This window comes from Gemmatimonadota bacterium (genome assembly GCA_026387915.1).
GTDB lineage: Bacteria > Gemmatimonadota > Gemmatimonadetes > Gemmatimonadales > Gemmatimonadaceae > Fen-1231.
The window spans coordinates 1-23,255 of the sequence record JAPLKS010000023.1 but is presented as its reverse complement, the minus strand read 5'-3'; the positions used below and the strand labels follow the sequence as shown (position 1 = coordinate 23,255).

Annotated in this window: 17 protein-coding genes and 1 pseudogene; 13 read left to right on the top strand and 5 right to left on the bottom strand. The window is 63.3% G+C overall.

Going from position 1 to position 23,255, the window contains the following annotated elements; all coding sequences use genetic code 11:
* The first annotated feature begins 24 nt into the window (after nt 1-24).
* From NTZ43_15505 to NTZ43_15470, 8 genes are all read left to right on the top strand, one after another.
* Nucleotides 25-2,265, top strand: a complete 2,241-nt coding sequence (locus NTZ43_15505) for a hypothetical protein (protein ID MCX5768624.1) — start codon at nt 25-27, stop codon at nt 2,263-2,265.
* Between the two features lie 82 nt (nt 2,266-2,347).
* A complete protein-coding gene (locus NTZ43_15500) occupies nt 2,348-4,954 on the top strand; it encodes a serine/threonine-protein kinase (protein ID MCX5768623.1) in 2,607 nt (868 codons plus the stop codon).
* 27 nt (nt 4,955-4,981) lie between these two features.
* Nucleotides 4,982-5,374, top strand: coding sequence for a VOC family protein (locus NTZ43_15495; protein ID MCX5768622.1), 393 nt, complete (start codon nt 4,982-4,984; stop codon nt 5,372-5,374).
* 45 nt (nt 5,375-5,419) lie between these two features.
* The gene (locus tag NTZ43_15490; GenBank protein MCX5768621.1) at nt 5,420-8,659 is read left to right on the top strand and encodes a hypothetical protein; all 3,240 of its coding nucleotides are present in this window, start codon (nt 5,420-5,422) and stop codon (nt 8,657-8,659) included.
* A gap of 22 nt (nt 8,660-8,681) precedes the next feature.
* Entirely contained in the window at nt 8,682-9,434 is a 753-nt protein-coding gene (locus tag NTZ43_15485) for a pseudouridine synthase (protein ID MCX5768620.1), read from the top strand.
* A complete protein-coding gene (locus tag NTZ43_15480) occupies nt 9,431-10,261 on the top strand; it encodes a formate/nitrite transporter family protein (protein MCX5768619.1) in 831 nt (276 codons plus the stop codon). Before NTZ43_15485 ends, NTZ43_15480 begins: the two co-directional genes overlap by 4 nt.
* Before the next feature lie 10 nt (nt 10,262-10,271).
* A complete protein-coding gene (locus tag NTZ43_15475) occupies nt 10,272-10,808 on the top strand; it encodes a GNAT family N-acetyltransferase (GenBank protein MCX5768618.1) in 537 nt (178 codons plus the stop codon).
* Nucleotides 10,809-10,891: 83 nt separating this feature from the next.
* Nucleotides 10,892-11,995, top strand: a complete 1,104-nt coding sequence (locus NTZ43_15470; protein ID MCX5768617.1) for a hypothetical protein — start codon at nt 10,892-10,894, stop codon at nt 11,993-11,995.
* A 17-nt stretch (nt 11,996-12,012) separates the two neighbouring features.
* Here NTZ43_15470 and NTZ43_15465 read toward each other — a convergent pair whose 3' ends face one another.
* Both NTZ43_15465 and NTZ43_15460 read right to left on the bottom strand, forming a co-directional pair.
* Nucleotides 12,013-12,906 carry a R2-like ligand-binding oxidase gene (locus NTZ43_15465; protein ID MCX5768616.1) on the bottom strand — a complete coding sequence of 298 codons (894 nt, stop codon included), beginning with the start codon at nt 12,904-12,906 and terminating at the stop codon, nt 12,013-12,015.
* A 177-nt stretch (nt 12,907-13,083) separates the two neighbouring features.
* A pseudogene (locus tag NTZ43_15460) lies at nt 13,084-13,389 on the bottom strand (SCP2 sterol-binding domain-containing protein).
* 163 nt (nt 13,390-13,552) lie between these two features.
* Here NTZ43_15460 and NTZ43_15455 point away from each other — a divergent pair.
* Nucleotides 13,553-14,809 carry an aminotransferase class V-fold PLP-dependent enzyme gene (locus NTZ43_15455; protein MCX5768615.1) on the top strand — a complete coding sequence of 419 codons (1,257 nt, stop codon included), beginning with the start codon at nt 13,553-13,555 and terminating at the stop codon, nt 14,807-14,809.
* 9 nt (nt 14,810-14,818) lie between these two features.
* Here the strand turns inward: NTZ43_15455 and NTZ43_15450 are convergent, their stop codons facing one another.
* A complete protein-coding gene (locus NTZ43_15450; GenBank protein ID MCX5768614.1) occupies nt 14,819-15,247 on the bottom strand; it encodes a group II truncated hemoglobin in 429 nt (142 codons plus the stop codon).
* 140 nt (nt 15,248-15,387) lie between these two features.
* Here NTZ43_15450 and NTZ43_15445 point away from each other — a divergent pair, with 140 nt between their 5' ends.
* The 3 genes from NTZ43_15445 to tesB all read left to right on the top strand — a co-directional run bounded on the left by NTZ43_15445 (nt 15,388) and on the right by tesB (nt 18,381).
* The gene (locus NTZ43_15445) at nt 15,388-16,608 is read left to right on the top strand and encodes an amidohydrolase family protein (GenBank protein ID MCX5768613.1); all 1,221 of its coding nucleotides are present in this window, start codon (nt 15,388-15,390) and stop codon (nt 16,606-16,608) included.
* A 187-nt stretch (nt 16,609-16,795) separates the two neighbouring features.
* A complete protein-coding gene (locus NTZ43_15440) occupies nt 16,796-17,416 on the top strand; it encodes a hypothetical protein (protein ID MCX5768612.1) in 621 nt (206 codons plus the stop codon).
* 98 nt (nt 17,417-17,514) lie between these two features.
* The gene (gene tesB / locus NTZ43_15435) at nt 17,515-18,381 is read left to right on the top strand and encodes an acyl-CoA thioesterase II (protein MCX5768611.1); all 867 of its coding nucleotides are present in this window, start codon (nt 17,515-17,517) and stop codon (nt 18,379-18,381) included.
* 56 nt (nt 18,382-18,437) lie between these two features.
* Here the strand turns inward: tesB and NTZ43_15430 are convergent, their stop codons facing one another.
* Nucleotides 18,438-20,351 (bottom strand): multicopper oxidase domain-containing protein, encoded by a 1,914-nt coding sequence (locus tag NTZ43_15430; GenBank protein MCX5768610.1) that lies wholly within the window; start codon nt 20,349-20,351, stop codon nt 18,438-18,440.
* A gap of 174 nt (nt 20,352-20,525) precedes the next feature.
* Between NTZ43_15430 and NTZ43_15425 the strand changes: the two genes are divergently transcribed.
* Nucleotides 20,526-21,050, top strand: coding sequence for a DinB family protein (locus NTZ43_15425; GenBank protein MCX5768609.1), 525 nt, complete (start codon nt 20,526-20,528; stop codon nt 21,048-21,050).
* Nucleotides 21,051-21,136: 86 nt separating this feature from the next.
* Here NTZ43_15425 and NTZ43_15420 read toward each other — a convergent pair.
* A partial coding sequence (locus tag NTZ43_15420; GenBank protein ID MCX5768608.1) for an MBG domain-containing protein occupies nt 21,137-23,255 on the bottom strand: 2,119 nt, incomplete at its 5' end.

Sequence of the window (23,255 nt, the reverse complement as noted above, 5' to 3'; positions counted from 1 at the left end):
ATGCGACGCTACTAGATTATCGTTATGCCCCCTGACCGAGCGACGCTGGTACGCCGGGTGCTCGCGCTTTGTGCCACGCTGGTGCTTGGCGCTGGCGAGGGATTGTCGCAGCCGGCCTCGCACACGCTCACGGGTGCCGAGTGGCTGGCGCAAGGCAAACGACTGTATGCGACGGGAACACTGCGTAGCGCGCGGGAAGCATTCCTGAAAGCCCGTGCGCTCGGCGGCGCGGGCGCCGAGCTGCCGCTGTGGCTTGGCAGCGTGGAGGAACGGCTCGGAAACGATGCCGACGCGCGTGCCGCGTACGCCACCTACCTTTCCGTCTCGCGATTGCGTCCGTCGTTGCGGCGCTCCCTTGAAGCACGGCTCGTACGGTTGCGGCAGCGTGAGATGGCGGAAGCGACCGCGCGTGCCATGCGCGACGAAGCGGCGCTCACGCCTCTCGTCGGCCGTGCGAACGTTATCGTGGTGCTGCCGTTTCAGTTTCGCGGCGCCGACTCTACGCTTCGACCACTCGAGCGCGGATTCGCGGACCTCTTGTCTGTGGATCTCGCTCGAACCGGCAGGTTGACGGTGCTTGAGCGCGAACAGCTTCATGCGATCACCGCCGAATTGGCGGTGAGCGCAAGCGGGGCAACCGATTCAGCGACGGCCGTGCGGGCCGGTCGGTTGCTGCGCGCCGGACGTTTTGTGCAGGGCGCGATCACTCAGCTCGACGGTCAGTCGCTGCGGATCGACGCGCAGGTGGTGGACGCCGAGAGTGGCGCCGTGCTCGCGCGGGCGGGTGGCGACGCGACCATGGATGCGATCTTCGACCTCGAGTCTCGCATCGCCGTTGGCGTACACGACGCGCTCGGCGTCCCACTGACCGAGCAGGAACGGGCGGCCATGGGTCATCGGTCCACAACGTCGATCGCCGCGTTTCTGCAATATGGCGCCGGGCTGTTGGCGCGCGATGCCAACCGGCTCCGCGATGCCCAGCGGTATTTTCATGACGCGGCACTCATCGATGCCCACTTCGAGACGGCTGCGTCCGCCGCAGAACTGATGGACGCGGCCATAACGGCTGGAGCGTCTGCGTCCGATGCGCCGCTCGAACTCGACGCGTCTGGCCGCATCTTGCCCTCAGCGGCGGACGATGTCGCCAACGCAGTGAATCCGGTCTCCATCGGAGATGCCTCTGGCGAAAACAACGTAGCACTGCTGGTGCTTGAGGCTGGCGAACTCGACGACGCCGAGGACAGCCTGCTCGTGCGCTCCGGCCCGTCCCGGTATGTGCTTCGCCGCGTGCACGAGAGTGTCCTGCCGCTCGCCTTGTCCCTCTCCCCGTTTGACGGCGTCCGCTTTGACGTGTCGACGGCGCTGGCGTTCGCATCGTTCGAAGCGCCGGCGTTCCGAGTCACGACTTCCGGGCTGACCGACACGTTCGTTCGCGGTACGTGGTCTCTCGCCGGCGGCCGACTCGCTTTTTCTGCGAGTGCTGCGTTGCCCACCGCTTCGCTTCGGAATATGGATTCGCTCGCGTTCTACATCGCGCCCCAACTGTCGAGCGATTTTCTTCCCTGGGCGAGTCTGTTGCGAAGTCGCAGCGCCTCATTCACCGCGGGTGCTGCCTATGCGCTGTACGCAGCTGGATGGAGCCTCGGCCTCGGTCTCGCGACACAGCACGCTGGTGCCTACCATCCGTCCACCGCGACCGGAGCGCCTTCAACGATTGTGCATCCCGGGATGGCGACCCGCATCCGCTTTGCCGCGAGTCACGCCGTCGGTCGCGGTGAGTTTTCCGGAGGTGTCACGCTCGTGGAGTTCGGTGCGTCAAAGGCTGGCGGCGTGTCGTTCGATGCGGGGGATCGTTCGCTCGTGCAGGCGGCCTTCTCGCAGCCCATCGGTGCGGTGAACTGGAAGGTGTCCGCCTGGACGGTCGACCGGCGCGATCACGCCTTGCTCGGCGGCGGCACGGTTCCAGCCGAGCGAGTGACGAGCGTTGGCGTGTCGGCTGTGGTCGCGGCGGCGGCAGTCACTGTCGATCCGTTTGCCGATGTCCGTTGGTGGAGCACCGCAGGTGCGCAGCTCGGTTCTGTATTTCAGGCCGGAGCCAGGGTCCGTGTAAACCTTGGCGTACTAGAGATTGCCCCGGCGGCACAAATGATGTGGGGAACATTGGCCCCCAAGTGGGGACCCCGGATGCCGCTCGACGGCTGGCGTCTGTCACTCGCCGTGCTCGTGCCAGAGGCGTGGACCTGGGGTTCGGCGCCGGAGCCCTGAGGTGGAATCGCCGGCTCGCCAAGGGGAGCAGTTTTCTCCATATTCAACGGCTTGAAAAGACCCGAAACCGGAGCGACACCACGTGACTGAATCATCCCCGCAACTCGCGGCTATTCTGACCGATCGATATCGCATCGAGCGGCAGCTGGGGCAGGGGGGGATGGCCACGGTGTATCTCGCCGACGACCTCAAGCTCGAACGGCAAGTGGCGCTCAAGGTGCTGCGCCCCGAACTTGGGGCGGTGCTGGGGACGGACCGCTTCCTCGCGGAAGTCAAAATCACCGCGCGTCTCGATCATCCGCATATCCTGACGCTCATCGACTCCGGCGTCGCGGGCGGCTTGCTCTACTACGTGCTGCCCTACGTGCGCGGCGAGTCGCTGCGCGACCTGCTGAACCGCGAGCAGCAACTGGGAATCGAGCAGGCGCTCGCGATCACCAAGCACATCGCCAGCGCGCTCGACTATGCACACCGGCAGGGTGTCGTGCACCGCGACATCAAGCCCGAGAATATTCTACTGCAGGAAGGAGAAGCGATGCTGGCGGACTTCGGCATCGCGCTCGCGGTGCAGGAGTCGGGCGGCAACCGCCTCACTGAAACCGGACTCTCGCTCGGCACGCCGCAGTATATGAGCCCCGAGCAGGCCACCGGTGACCGCGATCTCGACGCGCGCAGCGATCTCTACTCGCTGGCGGCGGTGCTCTACGAAATGCTCGTCGGCGATCCGCCGATGCAGGGCAAGACCGTGCAGGCGGTGATCGCAAAGCTCCTCACCGAGCAGCCGACGCACATCCGCACGGTGCGGCCGACGGTGTCGGAGGTGGTCGACGCCGCCGTGCAGAAGGCGCTCTCTAAGGTGCCGGCCGACCGCTTTGCGAGTGCCGGCGACTTCGTGAAGGCGCTCGAAGCAGCACCCGCGCCGGCGACCAGCGCACCATCGGCCGCGTCGCGTCCGCAGCCCCGCTCCCGGGCGATGATGGCCGCTGGCATCGTTGGCGCGGTCGCGATGCTCGGCGCCATCGTGATGCTTGGCGCCAAGCAGCGGTTCGGCGGCGAAGGCACCTCGGCGGCACTGCGCGACCGCACACAGCTGACCTTCACCGGTAAGATCTACTCGCCCACGCTCTCGGCCGACGGCAAGCAGCTCGCGTACTTCACGCGCACGTGCAAAGGTCCCGAGTGTAGCTACTCCGTGGACGTGCAAGACGTCGGCAGTACGGTCACCCGTCACATCCTCGATGGCATCACGACCGCCAATGGTTTGGAATGGAGCCCGGATCGCCGAAACCTGATCGTCGGCGGCGTACTCGGCGGACGCGGTGGCTCGTTCATCGTCTCGGCGCTCGGCGGATCACCGACGCTGCTCACGCCGGGACTCGCCACGTTCTTCGCCAGCGGCGACTCGCTGCTGATCGCCCCTGCGTTCAAAACCGACAGCACGTTCTATGTTCGTGTCACCGGTCTCACGGGCGCCGTGCGTGACAGCATTCGCGTGGCTGGCCCCGGCGTCGGGATCGGCGCGCTCTCCTCGGTGCCCGGCACGACGCGGATCGTGGCGATGGTGTTCCAGCCGCCGCATGGTCTCTGGCAGGTGCTCGACCGCGACGGCAAGGTTACGGACAAACTCGTCAATGCCTGCACCTGCGGCGGCATGGCCGCGCACGACGCCATCTGGATGACGCGCGCCGGGCCGACAGCGGCCGAGGCCGTCGTGCGCGTGGCGCTCGACCCGAACACCGGGAAGCTCGCGACGCGGCAGGACACGATCTACAGCGGGCGCTTCACGAATCTTTCGGTGACGTCCGACGGCACGCAGATGGCGGTGGACGACGGGAGCACCACGTCGTCCGTGATTGCGATCGGGTTGCCCGAACTGTTGAAGGGGACGGTGCCCAGCGGCGCGCCGTTGATGCAGGCGTCGAACAATGTTAGCGCGAGCGTTTCGCCAGATGGCGCGCGGCTGCTGATGTCCCGCAACGTGCCCGGAGCGAACGGCTCGGACGAGCTGCGCCTCTCGGTCGCACCCTTCGGCGGCGGCGCCGAAACGCCAGTGAATGTGTCGGGTCGCGTGCGCGGCGCCGGATGGGCCGATTCCGTGACACTGATGACAGTCGCGTTCACTCCAAAGGGAACGCGTATTGCACTGATGGACGTGCGCACCGGTGCGGCGGGGCGCGCGCTCGATGTTCCGGACTCCGGGCGCGTGCGTGCGACGCCGCTCCCGAATGGATGGGCCTGGATTCCGAAAAATCGCGATCGCGTGATTGTCGAGCAGAACGGTGCCCGCCACGAAATCCCGAAGCCCGCCTGGTTCGACGGCCTGAACGAAGTGCACGCATCGCCGGACGGCACGAAACTCCTGATCGTCGGCTGGGGTTCGCCGACGAGCGACACGCTGCGTGCGGACGTGGTGCCGGTCGCGGGGGGCGCGTCGGCGCAGTGGTTCTCGCGTTTCGGCGACAGCATGGCGGCCACGTGGCTCGCCGACGGCTCGATTGTCGTGCGGCTTTGGACGCGGCCCGAGGCCGTCGAATTACTAAAGGTGACCGCGCCGAATCAGGTACAGTCGCTCGGACTCGTGCCGCATCTCGCGGGCGATCTGACGGTGTCCGCCGATCTTAAACGGGCGACCGTCGGCTGGCAGGAAACGCGCGGCGATGCGTGGATGTATCGTGTGGTGAAACCGTAGTTCCGTACGCCAACTCTTGAGGATTCGATGACCAGTGCAGCCCTGAACGCCGCGACGATGTTCCCGTCGCTGACCGTGAACGACATCACCAAGAGCCTTCACTTTTACGTCGACGGCCTCGGCTTCGAGATCGTCGACAAGAATGAAGTGGACGGCGTGCTGCGCTTTGCCATGCTCAAGGCCGGCAACGTGATGCTCGGTGTTGGGCAGGACGATTTTGCCAAGGGGCGCGACCGCGTGAAGGGAGTCGGCGCCCGCTTCTGGATCCAGACGGCACAGGACCTCGTCGCGCTGGCTGATCGCGCGAAGGCCGCCGGCGTCAAGCTCGATGCCGACCCGGCACCGCTGCCCTGGGGGCCGATGGCTTTCGCCCTCGTGGATCCCGATGGTTTCCTCATCACGATCAGCAGCGCGTCGTAACGTGCCGGCGCATACGTAGCGCCAACCCTTACCGGAACATCCGATATGCTGAACCGTCTGCGGTCGATCGCCACTCCTGCGCGCGCGACGCTCGCGTTCGCGTGCCTGCTCTTCGTGAGCGCGGCCACTCCCATCCGTCCCGACCTGCTCAACGGACTGCAGTGGCGCAACGTTGGTCCTTTCCGCGGCGGCCGCATATCGGCGGCGTCCGGCGCGATCGGCGAGCCGGGGACGTTTTACGTGGGACTCCCCGCAGCCGGCGTCTGGAAGACCACCAGCGCGGGCGCGGTCTGGTATCCCGTCTTCGATTCGATCAAGGACGTGTCGTCCGTGGGCGCGGTGGAAGTCGCGCCGTCGAACGCGAACGTCGTCTACGTGGGCACGGGCGACCAAGTGACCGGCGGTGTGATCAACGAAGGCAACGGCATGTATAAGTCTGTCGATGCGGGAAAGAACTGGAAGCGCATCGGGCTCGCCGCCTCCAAGCAAATTCCGTCGATCGTCGTGGATCCGCGCAACGCGGACGTGCTGCTCGTGGCCGCGCAGGGTGATCTCCACGCCAAGACCGACACGCGTGGCGTGTATCGCAGCACCGACGGCGGCACGTCGTGGACGAAGACGCTGTACGTCAACGATTCCACGGGCGTGCAAAAACTCGCGAGCGCGTTCGACCGGCCAGATGTGGTATACGCCACGACCGTGCTGCATTACAATGCGCCGCCGCCGCCGAGTGGCGTGGCGCCGCAGGGCGGACGCGGGGGCGGTGCCGGCGCGGCCGGCCCGACGGCCACTATGGTGTTCAAGTCTCTCGACGGTGGCGTGACCTGGAAAGAACTCTCCGGCGGCGGCTTGCCGCGCCTCAGCGGGCGCACGTCGATTGCTGTGGCGATGAACACGAACGCGCAGCGCGTCTATCTCACTACGAACAACGGACTCTTCCGCACGGATGATGGCGGCGCCACGTGGAAGCCGATGGCTGCCACCGACACGCGCATTCGCAACGGACAGGGCGGCTACAACACCGGGGTCTTTGTTGATCCAAAGAATCCCGACCTGGTCTATACGTTCAACACGGCGGCCTACAAGTCGACCGACGGCGGCAACACCTTTACGGGCCTCAAGGGCGCGCCCGGTGGCGACGACCCGCAGGCCCACTGGATTGACCCGACCAACGGCCAGCGCATTCTCCTCGGATACGATCAAGGTGCAATCGTCTCGCTCGACGGCGGTGCCACGTGGAGCTCGTGGTACAATCAGTCCACGGAGCAGGTGTATCACATCTCCGCCGATAACAACTGGCCGTACTACATCTACGCGTCGCAGCAGGACGCGGGCGCCATCCGTACGCGGAGTCGCGGCAACTTGGGCGCCATCACGCCGCTCGACTGGAATCCCGTCAATGGGTGGGAATGGGGCACGGTGCTCCCCGACCCGCTGAACCCGAACATTGTGTACGCGAGCGGATCAGGCATTTCGCGCATCAGTTATCCGAGTGAGCAGTACATCAATGTGAGTCCAGCCACCAATCCGGACGTGCGCCTGCGCACAACGTCGTCGCAGCCGCTCGCCTTTGCGCCGTGGAACCAGCGCGAGTTGTTGGCGGCGTTCCAATTCGTTATGGCCACCACCGACGGCGGCGCGCACTGGAAAAAGATCAGCCCCGACCTCGGCTACCCCAAGGGCGTAAAGCCGCCCGCCGATACGGCCACACCGGCACCAGGTGCGACGCCTGGCGGCGCGATCGAGTCCATGACCGCATCCACGGTCGCCAAAGGCACGATCTGGGTCGGTACGAACAACGGACTCATCAAAGTCACGAAGGATGAAGGGAAGACGTGGGACGATGTCTCGATTCCCAATCTTCCGTATCCGACGCGCGCGCTGATTGAGATGGTCGACGCCTCACATACGGATGCCGGCGGCGCCTACGTAGCGGTCGATCTTGCGCGCGTAGGTGACTACACGCCGTACCTCTACCGCACCCACGATTTTGGCAAGACGTGGACGCGCATCACCAACGGACTCCCCACGAATCAGCCAAGTGGCAGTGCCGCCCGCGTGATTCGTGCCGATCCCAAGCGTGCCGGGCTGTTGTATGCTGGCACCGAAAGTGGGATGTACGTCTCGTTTGATGACGGTGACAACTGGCAGTCGCTGCAGTTGAATCTTCCGAACACGTCGTATCGCGACATTACGTTCCATGGAAACGATGTGATTGTGGGCACCTATGGTCGTGGCATCTGGATTCTCGATGACGGTGCCGTGTTGCGGCAGATGACGGCGGCCATCGCGGATGAGCCGGTGCATTTGTTCAAGCCCGATCCGTCGGTACGCGTACGGCGCAACATCGGCTGGAACACACCGTTCCCGCCCGAAGTGCCACACGCGCTCAACCCGCTCGACGGTGTGATGATTCACTACTCGTTGACGTCCAAACCGTCGGGCGATATCACGATTGATGTGATCGACTCCGCGGGAACGGTGGTGCGTCATCTGTCGAGCGCGCCGATTGCGCCGGTGAAGGAAGCCGCGCAGCCGCCGCATCCGAACTTCTGGCTCGCCACGCCGGAGCCGCTTCCGACGGAGGTCGGTACGAACCGCGTCAACTGGGATTTGCGCACGAACGCGCCGCCATCATTCACGCACGCTTTTGAAATCAATGCGAACCCCGGCCTGACGCCCGCATCGCCTGAAGGTGGGCTCGCCGCACCAGGCGTGTACACTATCAAGCTCACTGTGGGTGGAAAGAGCTACACGCAACCCGCCGTGGTGGTCAACGATCCGCGCTCGCCAGCGAGCACGGCCGACGTGCGCGCGCAGGCAGCGCTCGTGAAGAAGTTGCACGCCGGTTTGCAGGTGGCGTGGGATGGCTCGCAGAATGTTTCGGCGTGGCGCACCGCACTCGGCGCTGCGATGCCGTCTGACTCAACGTCCGAACTTGGCAAAGCGATTGTCACGTTCCGTGCGAAACTCGACTCGGTGGGCGGCAACGCTGGCGGCGGTCGCGGCTTCGGTGGGCGAGGTGGTGCGGCCGCGGCATTGCCGAATTTCGTCACCGTTCACGGACGGTTGATGGGTCAGTTCAATACGCAGGAGAACGGCGATCTCGCGCCGACGGAGTCGATGTTGCATGGTTTCGCGACCGCCTGCGGAGATCTCGCCAAGGTTGTCACGCGGTGGCAGGGGATCAATACCAAGGAACTCCCGGCAATGAATGCGCTGCTCACGAAGAACGGAAAGGCAGCATTGCCCGCTGCTACCGCCGTGGCGCCGCCCAAGTGCTAACGGTCGGGGTACGGGTGTAGCCATGACCGCAGGCACCGCTGGCACGGTGAGCATCGCGCGCGGGCTCTCCAAGCTCGGCGTCTGCTCACGTGCCGAAGGCGAGCGATTGGTAGCGGCCGGCCGCGTGACGGTGGACGGCCGCATCATTCGCGATGTGTCATTTCGCCTACGGCCAGAGACCGCGGTGATTGCGGTGGACGGCGTGCGCGTGGCGCGCGCCGAACGGGTGTACGTGGCGCTGAACAAACCGCGCGGCCTCGTCACGACGCGCGACGACCCCCAGGGGCGCGAAACGATCTACGATTGTTTAGAGGGCGCGGCGCTTCCGTTTGTGGGGCCTGTTGGCCGACTCGATAAGGCGAGCGAAGGATTGCTCCTGCTCACGAACGACACGCAGTGGTCGGCGCGACTACTCGATCCGGCATCGCACGTTGAGAAAACGTACCATGTACAAGTGCGTGGACTCGTGGACGAAGCGACCATTGGGCGCGTCGCGATGGGGGTCGTCGAGCAGAGTTCCGGCGAAGCACTTGGGGTCGTGCGCGTCGCACTGCTCCGCGTCGGCTCGCGGAGCAGCACATGGCTCGAGATCGTCCTCGATGAAGGGAAAAATCGTCACATCCGCCGATTGCTCGCAGAACTCGGCATTGAAGTGTTACGTCTCGTGCGCGTGAGTATCGGTGGGCTCAAGCTCGGAGAGCTTGCCAAAGGGGAATGGCGGAAGTTGACGCCAGCGGAAATCCAGCAGTTGGATTCTCACAACAAAACCGTATGAACGAAACTCCATTTTTCGCCGACGCCCATCCTCCACGTGAAATCGCGCAGATGGTTGAACGGCTTGGTGTGACCAAGGCCAAAATCGATACGGTCACGCTGCTGGCCCTCTCGACACTCGCCGGCGCGTTCATTTCTATGGGCGCGTTTTTCTTTACGGTGGTGGTCACCAAGTCCACGCTTGGCTTTGGATTGACCCGATTGGTGGGAGGGTTGACGTTCAGCCTTGGCCTCGTGCTGGTGGTCATCGCTGGCGCGGAACTGTTCACGGGCAACAACTTGCTCGCGATGGCGTGGGCGAGTCGGTTGATTGGCACGCGCGCGGTGATTCGGAACTGGGTGCTCGCGTACATCGGCAACGTGATTGGATGCCTTGGTACCGTGGCGGTCGTCGTGTGGGCCGGAAGCGCGGCCCTCGGTGATGGGGCTGTAGGCGAGGCCGCGCTGCAGATTGCTCGTGCCAAAATAGGATTGTCGTTTACTGAGGCATTTGCGCGCGGCGTGCTGTGCAACGCTCTTGTCTGCCTCGCGGTATGGATTGCGATGGGTGGACGCAGTGTGTCCGATAAAATTCTCGCGATCGTATTTCCGATTACGGCGTTTGTCGCCATGGGCTTTGAGCACTCCATTGCCAACTGGTTCTTTTTGCCCTTTGGCCTCGCGCTCGACACGCAGGGCACGGTGGCCATCGACGGCGTAGTCCGGAATCTCGTCGCGGTGACCGCCGGCAACCTGGTGGGAGGGACGCTATTGGTGGCCGGTGTGTACTGGGTGGCGTACCTTCGTGGTCAACGCGCGGCCGGAGCTTCGGCGCCGCCCACGGAATAGCGCCAGCCTCATGCGTACGCTACGACTGGCGACCACCGCTGATATTCCTGCGCTCCAGCTGCACATTGCGCGCGCTGCCCGGGCGCTCAGTGTTGGCTATTACACGACGCGTGAAAGCGAGTCCGCCATCACGCACGTGTTCGGTGTCGATTCGCGATTGATTTCAGACGGCACCTACTTTGTGGTTGAGCATGAATTAGGAATCATCGGATGTGGCGGCTGGAGCTGGCGGCGGACACTGTACGGCGGCGATCAACGGCCGGTGGGTACGCGCGATGTTCTCGACCCCGCAACTGAGGCGGCGAAGATCCGCGCTTTCTTTGTGGCACCGGAGGCGGCGCGGCAGGGTATTGGTCGGCAACTCCTCGAGGCGTGTACCGAAGCCGCCCGTGCAGCCGGTTTCCGCCAGCTCGAACTGATGGCAACGCTGCCCGGCGTGCCGCTCTACGAAGCCTGTGGCTTTACCGAAACCGAACGGGTGACGGACATCGTACCCGACGGTACGCCCATCCGATTTGTGCGCATGCATCGCGCCATTGACGGCTGACCGCTCGACTGGCCGCCACGCGGTTTGTGGTCCATATTCGGCGTACGCGAAGTCGAGTCCCCCCAGCGTAGGAAGCGAACCTTATGCGAGTGATCAACGGTGTCGCCGCCGTCGCCATGACGGCCCTGTTCGTTGGCCTGCCGACACCATCACTCACCGCGCAGTCTGCTGGGGGCTCGCCGCCACCCATCAAGGCGGCAGACTCAGCAAAAGTCGCGAGCCGCGCCGTTCCGCTCTTTGCGAGCGAAGCACCGCTGGCGGTGAATATCACCGTCAACCTGAAGCGGCTGCGAAGCGACCGCGACACGGCATCACCGTACCGCAGCGCCACCATGTCGTATGCGGGTGCCGACGGCAACCCTGTCGCCGTGCCGCTCAAAATCAAAACGCATGGCATTTGGCGTCTCAAGCACTGCGATTTGCCGCCCCTGCGCCTGAACTTCAGTGGGAAGACAACCAAGCGCACACTCTTCGAAGGCTTGGAAAAACCGAAGATGGTCAGTGTCTGCCGCGACGCGGACGGTGCCGAACAGGACGTCCTCAAGGAGCTGCAGCTCTATCGGATTTATCAGCTGCTCACGCCGTCGAGTCACCGCGCCCGCGCGCTCCGCGTCACGTGGACGGACAGCGCCACCGGAAAGGCCAAAGAAACGCGCTACGGATTTGTGTTCGAGGATCCCGCCGAGATGGCGGTACGACTCGGCGGGAAGATCACGAAGCTAAAAGGCGCGCAGGCAGACGACCTCGACGCTGATGCGGCCGCGGTGGCGTACGTATTTGAGTACCTGATTGCCAACACTGATTTTTCGTTCAATGGACTGCATAACACCGAGCTCGTCGCCAAGCCAGACGGGAGTCCGGTCATTCCGATCGCGTATGATTTTGATTTCTCCGGCGCGGTGAACGCGCCGTACGCGACCGTCGATCCGTCACTTCCCATTCGGCGGGTGACCGATCGCCTGTACCGCGGCTACTGCGCGCACGCGGCCAGTCTGCCAGCGGCGCTCGCGCTCTTCCGTGCCAAAAAAGACGCGATCTATGCGTTGTATGCCGATGAGGTTGGCAAGCTGATCACGCCGGCCAACGTGAAGAAGTCACTGGCATACTTCGACGAATTCTACGACGCCATCAAGACCCCGCGCGATGTGGACGAACGTCTGCTGCGCACCTGCGTGGGGCGTCGCTAGAGGCTGCCCCACCGGCGTCAGTTCGTTTCGTATTCCTGGCTGCCGTACACATCCGCGAGCGTTTGCGTGCGCGCCCGTTCAATGCGCGCCATGCGTTTCTCGAACTGCCCCATCGCGTACTCCACGTACGGGCCTGGGCTCTGTCCAAAGGGCACACGCGCGGGATCGTAGCACGCAAAGGCTTCGTGCACGATCTGCACGGCAGGGTCCACCAGCTCATTCATGCGAGCGAGAATGGCCTGCCATAATGGTTCGCCGTGCTCGGCAACCAACCGTGACAACAGAAAAACGCCGTACGCCAGATGCCGCGATTCATCGCCCTTGAGTAACGCGGACACTTTCTGCATCCCGGGCATAATGCCGCGTGTCTGCAGTACTTGGTGGTAGACGTAATATCCCGTCTCCGCGAGCACGCCCTCGACGATCATGTTGTACGTCACCGACGCGCGGGCCTGTGCTATTGGCGAACGATCCGTTCGGAGCCGCCCCATGGCGTGTGGCAGTTCGTCGTAGAAGATTCGGCGATACGACGGCGTGTGGTACCGGGTCAGGTCTTCGCGCACACCGGCGACATCGTCAAAGAAGCGCCGAAACACCTCAACGTGCTTCGCCTCTTCCCAGAGGAACGATGTGAGGTACAGTTCTTCTTCGAGCCGTCCTTCGTCGCTGATCGCCATCATGAGCGGGAGAATGTCGGCGGTCACTGACTCTTCGCCGGCTTCAAACATCGCCGTGAGTCGCAAGAGAAAATCGCGTTCATCGTCGGCGAGCGCCGCCCAATCTTTTCGATCCTGCGAAAAATCAATATCGGCCGGATTCCAGATGCCGAGTCGCTTGGCTTTGTCCCACAGCCGCATCGGTGGCGTGTCGTAGCGCAGGGCGGTGGCGCTAATACTCTGAAAACGCCGCACGGATTCCCCGGCGGCAGGAGCCGCGACGACGCTGCGAGCCACTGGCTCGGGCACCGACACGGGCGCGAGGCTGACTGCCGCAACCGAGTTCTGCACCTGTCGTGCGGCCTCCACCAGCGCGTTCGCCGCCGCGACGTGCGGGAGCAACGCAGCCAAACTTCCTTTGGAGAGTTTGAGCTTGCCGCGAAGCAACGCTGTAATCGGAGAGGTCCGTCCATCGAGCAGCGCATCCCACGTGACCGCGTCACCGCGCAGCACAAACGCCGAGCGTTCGGTATCGGCGGTGGTACCCAGTCTGGCTTCACGACAGGCGCCGTGCCAAAGATCGAGGTACACCGAGTGCTCAGGTGGCGACTGCGGATCTGGCAACCATTCAAGGAGGAGGGCGCCCTCCCAGGTTGCGGCGGCGTCGCGATACGCTGCGCTCGCATTCAGCGCGTCACCCAGCGCATGCGCCCAGGCGTCGGAAAATAATACGGACATATATCAAAGTTATGGCGCCGACTCGGGAGAGTCACTAGTCGATTGGCGGTGGCTTGGAAGCGAACGGCAACTACGTGTGCGCGAAGCGCGTTTGCCGCTCGTTCCACCGTACCGTACTTTTGGCGGCAGAGCCCCTCCGCTTTCTACTTTCTCCGTGGCCCTCATGACACAGCCCTCACCCACGCGGCGCGCGTTTCTCTCCTCGCTCGGCGCGCTCTCGGTAGCCGGCGCGCTTCCTGTGCGTGCATGGGCCGCCACCGGAGGGGCAAATATCGGTCGTACGGCCACGGAGATACGGCGCGGCCTTGCCGCCGCCGATGATTTTGGCTTTGCCCCAGGGCTCGTCTATCTGCAAACGGGTTCGTTGGGGCCCACGCCGCGCCCCGTCATTGAGCGCACAATGGAAGCGTGGAAGGAACTCGAACGCAATCCCACGCTCGTCTGCTACGGGAAGCACGAACAAGAGATGGAGGAGGTGCGTGCCAAAGCGGCGGCGTTCATCGGGTGTGGCACCGACGAGCTCTTGCTCACCAACTCCACCTCAGAAGGAATGAACTGGGTGGCACAGGGCATCACCTTCGCGCGCGGTGACCGGATTCTGACCACCGACCAAGAGCATCCCGGTGGACGGGCCTGCTGGGACTACGTCGCGCGGCGATACGGCGTGATCATCGATGTCGTGCCTATTCCGCCGGGCGAGAATAATCCGTCGGCGATCGTCGCGCGCTTCCGCCAGCAGATGACGCCGCGTACGCGCGTGTTGAGTTTCTCGCATCTCCTCACCTCCACGGGGCTGCGGATGCCCGTGGCCGAACTGTCGGCGCTGGCGCGTTCACGTAAGTGCTTATCTGTCGTGGACGGCGCACAAGCAATCGGTGCTGTCGCTCTCGATATGACGGCGCTCGGCTGCGACGTCTACGCCACCAGTGGGCATAAGTGGCTCCTCGGACCCAAGGGAACCGGCCTGCTGTATATTCGCGCCGATGTTGGTGCGCGCATTGATCCCATTGCGCTACAAAGCGGTCATAGCGCGTACAATGCCTCTACCGGCGTGTGTAGCACACCGAGCGCACTGGGGCTTGGCGCCGCCATCGATTACATCTCGTCGATTGGACTCACGAGCATTGAGGCGCACAACAACACGTTGTACCGCCGCCTCTACGACGGTATGAAGCGTGTATCAAAGGCAACCGTCGTGAGTGCCGCACCTGGCCCGCTTTCAACCGCGCAGTTGACGTTCTCGCTCCCTCCCGAGGCGCCGAGCGGCGAGCTGGCGACGCGACTCTTCGACAAACATCACATCCAGGTGAAGGTCGTTCCAGCCAATATGCTGAATGGCAACCGCATCTCCACGCATCTCTTCAATACCGAGCGCGACGTGGATGCGCTGCTGGCTGCGCTCAAGCTGGAGTTGGCGTAGCGGAGCGCGTCAGGCGGGGAAAATTGGCATCGTATGCGCCGGCGCGTCAGGATCTGGCTGATTGCGCATGTGATCAGCGAGGCTACTCAGCTTCTCGAACAGATCGTGACGCACGTCTGCTGGTATGGACTGTTCAGCGAGAGCCCGTTGCATGCACCAGAGCCATTCGTCGCGCTCCAGTGCGCCGATAGCAAAGGGCAGATGCCGCGCCCTCAGTCGTGGATGGCCGTAGCGTTCGACGTAGAGCGGCGGCCCTCCAAGCCAGCCACTGAGAAACAGATAGAGTTTCATCCGCGACTGCGTGAGTGACGTTGCGTGCATGGCGCGCACATGCGCGGCCTCCGGCGAGCGTTCCATGAGGTCGTAGAAACGGTCTACGAGTTGGTGAACGGCGGCGTCACCACCCAGCATCTCAAATGGAGTTTGGTCGGAATTCATCAGAATAAGATACCGTAGCCTTCGCCGAGGGCGATGGAAGTGAGCAACTCGTCTGAAAATTCAAGCGAGTGTCCGAAAAACGGGTTTCGCACGAGCCGTCCGCGCCCCAGATTCATTCCTTCGTCCCCTTCGGAGATTTTGTGCGCCTCGCGTCAGCCGTCTTCACATTCACCGCAGTACTGGCCGTAAGCCAGCCCGCCTTTGCCCAACAACCGACCAACGGTCGCGGCGGCGGTCGCGGTGGCAACACGATAGCGCCTGGCGAGAGCTGCCCACCGGGCTCTACCGAGATTCGGCCACGCCTCTGCCGCGAGCCGGACTTTCCGGCACCCAGTATTCTCGATTATCGCCCGCACTCCACGCTCACGACCCCCGCACACAAAGTGCCGCAGGCGAAGTACCCGGCCATCGATTTCCACGGCCATCCGCAGGGATTGCTGGGCTCCGCCGAAAGCATTGCGAGCCTTGGGGCGTCGCTCGATAGCCTCAACGTGCGCATGATGGTCGCCGCCGACAACATGTCCGGCGATCGCCTGCAGCGCGCGATGGCGGTGATCAACGCCTCGCCAAAAATGAAGGATCGCGTCCGCGTGCTGGCTGGCGTGAACTTCAGTAACGTTGGGCCGGGCTGGGCCGAGCGCGCCATCAAGCAGCTCGAAGCCGACGTCGCCGCGGGCGCCGTAGGCGTCGGTGAAATTCCAAAAAGCCTCGGCCTCAACGTCAAAAAGCCCGATGGCAGCCGTCTCAAAATTGACGATCCTGAACTCGATCCAATCTGGGACGCCTGCGCGCGTCTCAAGCTGCCGGTGTTCATCCACACGGCCGACCCGCAGGAGTTCTTCGAGCCCATCGACTCCAAGAACGAACGGTGGCTCGAACTCGCGCTCTTCTCCGATCGTCGCTATCCGCCGGAACGCTTCCCGAAGTTCGAAGATTTGATGACGGAGCGCGACAACCTGTTCCGCAAACATCCCAAGACGACGTTCGTCGCCGCGCATATGGCGTGGTACGCCAACGACCTCGGCCGCCTCGGCAAACTGCTCACCGACTACCCGAACGTCTACACGGAACTCGGCGCGGTGCTGTACGACCTCGGCCGTCAGCCGCGCGGCGCGCACGATTTCTTTATCACCTACCAAGATCGCATTCTCTTTGGCAAAGACTCCTTTCAGCCAGAAGAGTATCCGTACTATTGGCGCGTGTTCGAAACGCATGACGAATACTTCGATTACTATCGCGGCTATCACGCCTTCTGGAAACTGTACGGCATCGATCTGCCGGATGCCGTCCTGAAGAAGGTGTACTTCCAGAATGCGCTGAAACTCACCCCCGGAATCCCACAGTCGGGCTGGCCACGCTAACTCGGAAGTAACCAGCGTCCCGGGGTCTCCTCTCGGAGGCTCCGGTGCCGAGCGGTGGTCGGCGTTTCCCTGTCGCCCCGTCATCTAATACGGTATGGCGCCTCCGGACCAAGGCACGCCAACGTGCAGGAGCTCCGGCCGCCGCCGAGTTCCGGCGCGTCCGGCGATACTCGCCTGGAGGGTGATCATGCGCACCGTATCACGCATTGCGCTTGGGGTGTTGTTGGCGGCCGTCGCCACTCGTCCCGTTGGCGCGCAAGCAGACCTGATTGGCACCGACCACGTCTTTCAGTTGTTCACCAGCAAGCAGGCGCGCCTTGCCTCTCGCGAGATGGGTGCTGTTTCGCTCGATTTCCGAAAGGAACTGGGGCGTTGCAAGGACGAAGTGATTGGCGGCCGGATGATGCAAACGGAGCCAAAGATCGACGCGCTCGGCGCCAAACTCGCCGCCGCGACCCCGCCAAGCGCGGCCTCGCTAGAAAAAGAATTCGCCGAATACGACCACCTGCTCGCCGAACATCATCATCAACTGGCGGCAAACGGATGGGCCAAGCCGCGCTTTACGAAGATGGAGCGCGTGGCTGAGGATATTGACCGTGCGGCACAGTATGTGGCGCGCGCGGCGCGGTGGGAAAAGCAAAAACTGTCGGCCGAATCGCAGAAGGCCGTAGACGATGCGCTCGCAGTCGCCAAAAAACTGGGGGCCGATCCGGCCAACCCACCTGCGGAAACAGCCGCGGTAATTGAGGCCCTTGGTGCGGTGGTCAAAAAGAGCTCCGGCGCCGCGCCTGGCAGCGCCATGCCGTAGCAGGGCCGCCCTCGCTCGTGCGCGTCTCGGCCACCCCCCTGCCTTGGCGCGCATGAGCGACGGTGTCGCACGGATGATGATTCGTGCGATATTGCAGGATGCCTGATACCACCGCCAAACTCCTCGCCCTGCTCGACCTCGAACCGCTCGAGGTCAATATCTACCGCGGCACCAACCGCGACCTTGGCACCGGCCGCGTCTTTGGCGGCCAAGTGTTTGCGCAGGCGCTGGTCGCTGCTCAGCGCACAGTAGAAGGGCCGCGCGTCGCGCACTCCGCGCACGGCTATTTTATTCTGCCCGGTGATCTCAGCGCCCCGATTGTGTATTTCGTAGATCGGTTGCGCGACGGCGCGAGCTTCACCACGCGTCGCGTGACCGCCATTCAACATGGACGCGCGATCTTCAATCTCTCCGCGTCGTTCCATATCGAAGAGCCGGGGCTCTCGCACCATGCGGAGATGCCGGATGTGCCAGATCCCGAGTCGCTGGCGCCTGAGTTGAGCCTCATTCGCGAAATGGCGCACCAAATTCCAGAGCTGTTGCGGCCCGTGCTGACGCAGGATCGTCCCATTGACTGGCGTCCCGTGCAGCCGCTCTCGCCATTCGAATCGGAAAAACGTCCACCCGTGCGCCATACCTGGTTCCGTGCACTCGGCACGCTGCCCGATGACGCGTGGATTCATCAGGCCGTGCTCGCGTATGCGTCAGACTACGGATTGCTTCCCACGGCGCTACAGCCGCACGGCGTTCCGTTTCGTTCGCGCGGCCTGCAGATCGCGTCGCTCGACCACTCGGTATGGATGCACCGCGCGTTCCGCGTGGATGAATGGTTGCTCTATGCCATGGATAGCCCAGTCGCCGCCGGCGCGCGCGGCTTTGTGCGTGGGTCGATCTACACGCAGAGTGGTGAACTCGTAGCGTCTGTAGCGCAGGAAGGATTGCTGCGCATGCGCGAACCGAAGTAATAGACCGACAAAACAACAACGGGCTCCGGAGAAATCCGGAGCCCGTTGTGTGTGTGCTACTGATGCACGTGCACTTGCACGGTTACCCTGGGTGCGCGCGGCTGAAATATCGGCGGCAATGGTGGTGTGCCTGGCGGATCTGGCACCGGACCAAAGGAGAGCGTCAGCTCGCCGGAGGCCGTGGGGGTGAACTCGTAATCATATATTTCGCCCGGATCGAACACCAATTTGGCCGCTTGCGACTTGACCTGTGCTGCCTGCAGTGGATATCCGTCCTTTGCGACTGGGAGCCAAGCCGTTGGTGTGGCACCTGCGTTCAATGATACGAGGAGCGGCTCGTCACCGGCGAGATTGAAAAGCCGGAACCGATACTTCGTTCCTACCTTGAGGTTCATCGGCTCCGGTTGTGTTTGGCCATTCATCACAAATGCCGGGTACGGGCCAAAGACCGGATTGATGCCGTAGCCCGCAGTGCCAAAGAACAGCAGACGGTCGGTTTCCGTGTTGAGGCGTGTGCCGGGCTCTACCACAACAATGGAGCCGTACAACCCCGCGCTGATTTGCCGCAGTTCGTTGAAATGCGAGTGATACATAAACGAGCCCGCGCGCGGCGGCGTGAAGCGCACGGTAATGGAATCGCCGGGTCCGATAGACGGCAGCACATTGGTGCCGGCACCGCTCCACCCCGGAACGCCGTCGGGGTAGCTCTCCAGTTCAATGCCGTGCCAGTGCACCGCGGCACGGTCAATCGAGTGATTGATGATCGTGATGGCCACCGGCTTTCCGCGCTCAAGAACCAGCGTTGGGCCGGGCACGGGCATCGCATCGCGATTCAGTTCGTCAGGTGTGCCGCCAAGTACAAATGAAAATCCAGGTTGATTGCCGTACACCTTCGGCTGCTCGCGCACGATCAGCCGAATAGGACGCGCCCCAGTGGGCGCGGCGGCCTGTACGCCGCGTGGCTCCACGCGAATCCCCATCACGAGTCCATACATCTGATGCGGCCGATCAGACATATGATGCTCGGCCATCGATTCGTCGATCTCTCCATTTTCCGTGTCGAGCGCTACGGTGGTGGAGAGATGGGTCGCATAATGGCAATGAAAGATCCAGTTGCCAGGCTGCGTCGCGCGCCAGGCCACAGCCATGGTGGCACCTGGGTCGACGATTTGCGTGACTTCCATCTTCTGCTGTTCGGCCGTGTAGAGCGAGTCGGTGATCCCATCGCCTCGCGCATTCACACGAAAATAGAATCCGTGCAGATGCATCGGATGATCGGCGCCCGTGAGATTCACCACGCGCCAGCGCACCGAATCACCCTGCGCGTAGTCGAGCCGTTCGGTATGCGGCCACGAGAGTCCGTTGATGGTCATGGTGCCGCGCCCCAATCCGGTCGGACTCTTGGGGTCAACCGTGAGCCACCAACCAATCACGAATACGCGGTCTGCCGCCGACCCGCTCGCAGGATCTACGACGATCGCGCCGCCGAGTTGCAAATCTTCAGGAGCAACGTTTCCGCCCTGGGGTGGACGATGCGCCGTGTAGTAGTACGTGCCTGGCGAAGCGGCAACGAAACGCAGGTCGGCCGAAGCATGGGGCGCAATGACGGTACTGTCAGACGCTCCGCGCGTCTTACCAAATCCGGACACCGTGAGCGGCGCGTCGTAGTTGTTCTGGAGGAGGACGTGCACTGTTGTTCCTGCGCGCACGCGAATCAGTGGTCCTGGGGCGGTTGCCGCTTTGCCGACTTCCGCGAATGCTCCAACCGTGATTGCCCGACCTTCCGGGCCTTCTGGTTGCCAGATGCCAGTGCGTGTTTCGAGCCGCACGGTCCACACGCCATTTGCCAGCGTGCCAGCGGCGACCCGGTTTTCATTGGCGTGAATACTCTCTGGGGCACGTACGGGACGTGCGCCGGCGGTTAACAGCACGAGCGGAATGAGCGCGGCAAAGCGCTTCGAACGATGCATGAACGACCTCACGGCTTGGGGGGGAGCGGAGGGACTTCAGGAATGGAACAGCGGCGTGTACACCGGCAGATAAATCGAAATGAGCGCTTGCGATTTTTGGCGGGAGCAGGGTAATTCGTCTGGAGCGCCGCGTCGCGGCGGATTGGTTTCGTCCCCCCTCACACCCCTCTTCTCATGAATCTCCGTTCTCTGTTGGTGCTCGCCTGCGTGAGCACGCCATTGTTTGCGCAGGGCAAGCCGGCATCATCGCCCATGGCCGATGCTCGCGAACTCTGGAAAGGCGTGACCGAGTACATCGTGCAGTCCGCGGTTGACATGCCGGAAGAGAAGTTCGCGTTTAAGCCGACGCCTGCGGTGCGGTCGTTCGGTGAGTTGATCGGCCATGTCGCCGGATCGCAGCGGATGTTCTGCGCCATCGCGATGGGTGAGAAGCCTCCCGCCGAAGATGCGGTCGAGAAAGCCGCCAAGACGAAGGCCGCGCTCATCGACGCCATGAAGAGCTCGAATGCGTACTGCGCCAAAGCCTACGCGCAGACCGATGCGGCGTCGGCCGCGACGGTGGATCTGTTCGGTGCACCGCACTCGCGCCTGTTCACGCTGCTGGAGAATGCAACGCACGACAACGAACACTACGGCAACCTCGTGACGTATCTCCGCATGAACAACCTGGTGCCTCCCTCGAGCAAGCCGGCGAAATAACCGCGGGGTCGACGCGGAAGAAGAAAACGGGCTCCGGATTATCTCGGAGCCCGTTTTCGTTCCGGGGGGTACGGCAGCTGCAGGCACTACTTGACGAAGATCCAGCCCTTCGTGGTGGAACCGTCGGTCCACGTGGCGGTCACGAGGTAGTAGTGACCCCTCGTGTAGCTGTTCGTGGAGGTGGACAGGTTGTACTGATAGTAGTTCTGTCCTTCGTCGGCATCGTCGGACGTCATGTACCTGAAGACGTTTGTCGCCGAGAATACGGTGGAGCCGTTCGTCGTGCCGTCTTTGCCCTTATCCTGAACGGTCAGATTGCCCTTGGCCGTTGACACCGGACGACCGCTCCCATCCAGCAGCTTGCACTTGAGCGGCACCGTGGAGTTGTGCTCTGCCGTCTTGGCCGCCGCCGCGGTGCTCGTCATTGGCGAGGCAAAGCAGTTGTACTGCGTGTAGACCAGACTGTTCACGACAAGCGCGCCATCAACGTAGTTCCACAAATAGTTCGTCGCGGCCGCCGCCGCATTCAGCGACGCCGTGGTGACGAGCGTGCCAACCGTGATGGCTGGTACCGTGGTGCTGCACGTCACGGCGTCCGAGCCGAGCAGGCCGCTCACCACGCACGGGAGCGACGGCACCGCCGAGCCGAAGTTCATACTGCCGCTGCCCGCGGTCGCCGTTGCTGCCTTTTGGGCAATCGCAAAGGTCTGCGGCACCGGCGTGGCGGCAGCAAAGTTTCCGTTGCCAGCCTGCGAAGCGGTGATGGTGCAGTTTCCGGCGCCCGTGAGCGTGACGGTGTTACCCGAGACTGTGCACTTGTCCGTTGCGCCCGCCGCGAAGCTCACCGCCAACGATGAAGAAGCCGTCGCATTCACACTGAACGCGGCATCGCCATACGTTTTGCCGCCTAGTGGGCTGAAGGTGATGCTCTGACTGCCCTTGTTCAGCGTGATGGAGGCCGTGGCAGACGTTGTGCCATTGTAGTTTGTGTCACCGGCCTTGGCCGCGGATACCACGCACGAACCGGTACCGACGAGAATCGTCAGCGCCCCAGAGGTCGCGTTCACCGAGCAGACAAGTGGTGTGGTGCTGGCGTCATACGTCACCGCGCCGCCGCCGTTGCCACCGCTCGTGGTCAACTGCACCGTGCCGCTGTTGAACGTGGCCGAGGGCGGCGCATTCACGAGCAGCGTTGCCTGGTTGGCCTTGGCGATCGTGAGCGTTCCCGTCACGGTCGGCGCGGCGTAATCCGGATTATCGAGCGATGCGGCGACGGCGTAGTTCCCGGCATTCGTCGGAGCCGTAGCGCTCGCATCATATGTAATGGCGACGCCGGCGAGTCCAGCCGGGTCCGTCGTCGCCGTCGCACTCTTGGGTGTGGTGTCGTACGTGTAACCGAGATTGCTCAGCGTGATCGTTGTGTTCTTTTTGCTCACCGTGAGCGTGAACGCGCTCGAGCTGACGGAGCCGTAGTTCGTGTCGGCAGCCTTCGAGGCCGTAACGGAGCACGTGCCGGTGCCGTGCGTGATGCTCACGAGTCCACCGGCAGTGACCGTGCATGCCGTTGAGCCCGTAGCGTCGTACGTCACGGTACCAGTGCCGCTGCCGCCATCGGTGGACAACTGCACCGTTCCGCCAAACGCCGCACCCGGAGCCGGCGATGTGATGCTGAGCGGCAACTGAGATGCCTGCGCGATTACGAGTGTGCCACTCGCCGTTCCCTGATAACTCGGATTGTCGAGCGTGGCGACCACCGCATAGCTACCGGCGGTTTTCGGTGCTGTCGTTGAGCCGCCGTAGGTCACGTTGACCAGCGAAAGCGAGGCAGGTGTAGTAGTGACCGTCACGCTCTTGGCGTCACCGTTATACGTCTGATCGAGCCCGCTGAGCGTAAGCGTCGCGACGGCTTTGGCGGCGGTCGTCGTCCAGCTGGTGCCGGTCGCCACAAACGTCACACCCGCCGGCGCATCGCCACCGGCACTTGCCGTCGCGGTGACGGTGTTCGTCCCCGCAATGGCGCCAAGCGTCCAGCAGGCGTGCGACTTGCCTGAAGTGTTTGTGACCGCGTCGAATGAAGAGCCCACCGTCGCGTTGCACACAAGCGATCCACCCACGGTGTCCTCACGCGCGATGGTGCCACCACCGGCCGTCACGGTCCAACTGATGGGCACATTGGTCAGCGAATGACCCTGGGCCGTGGTGATT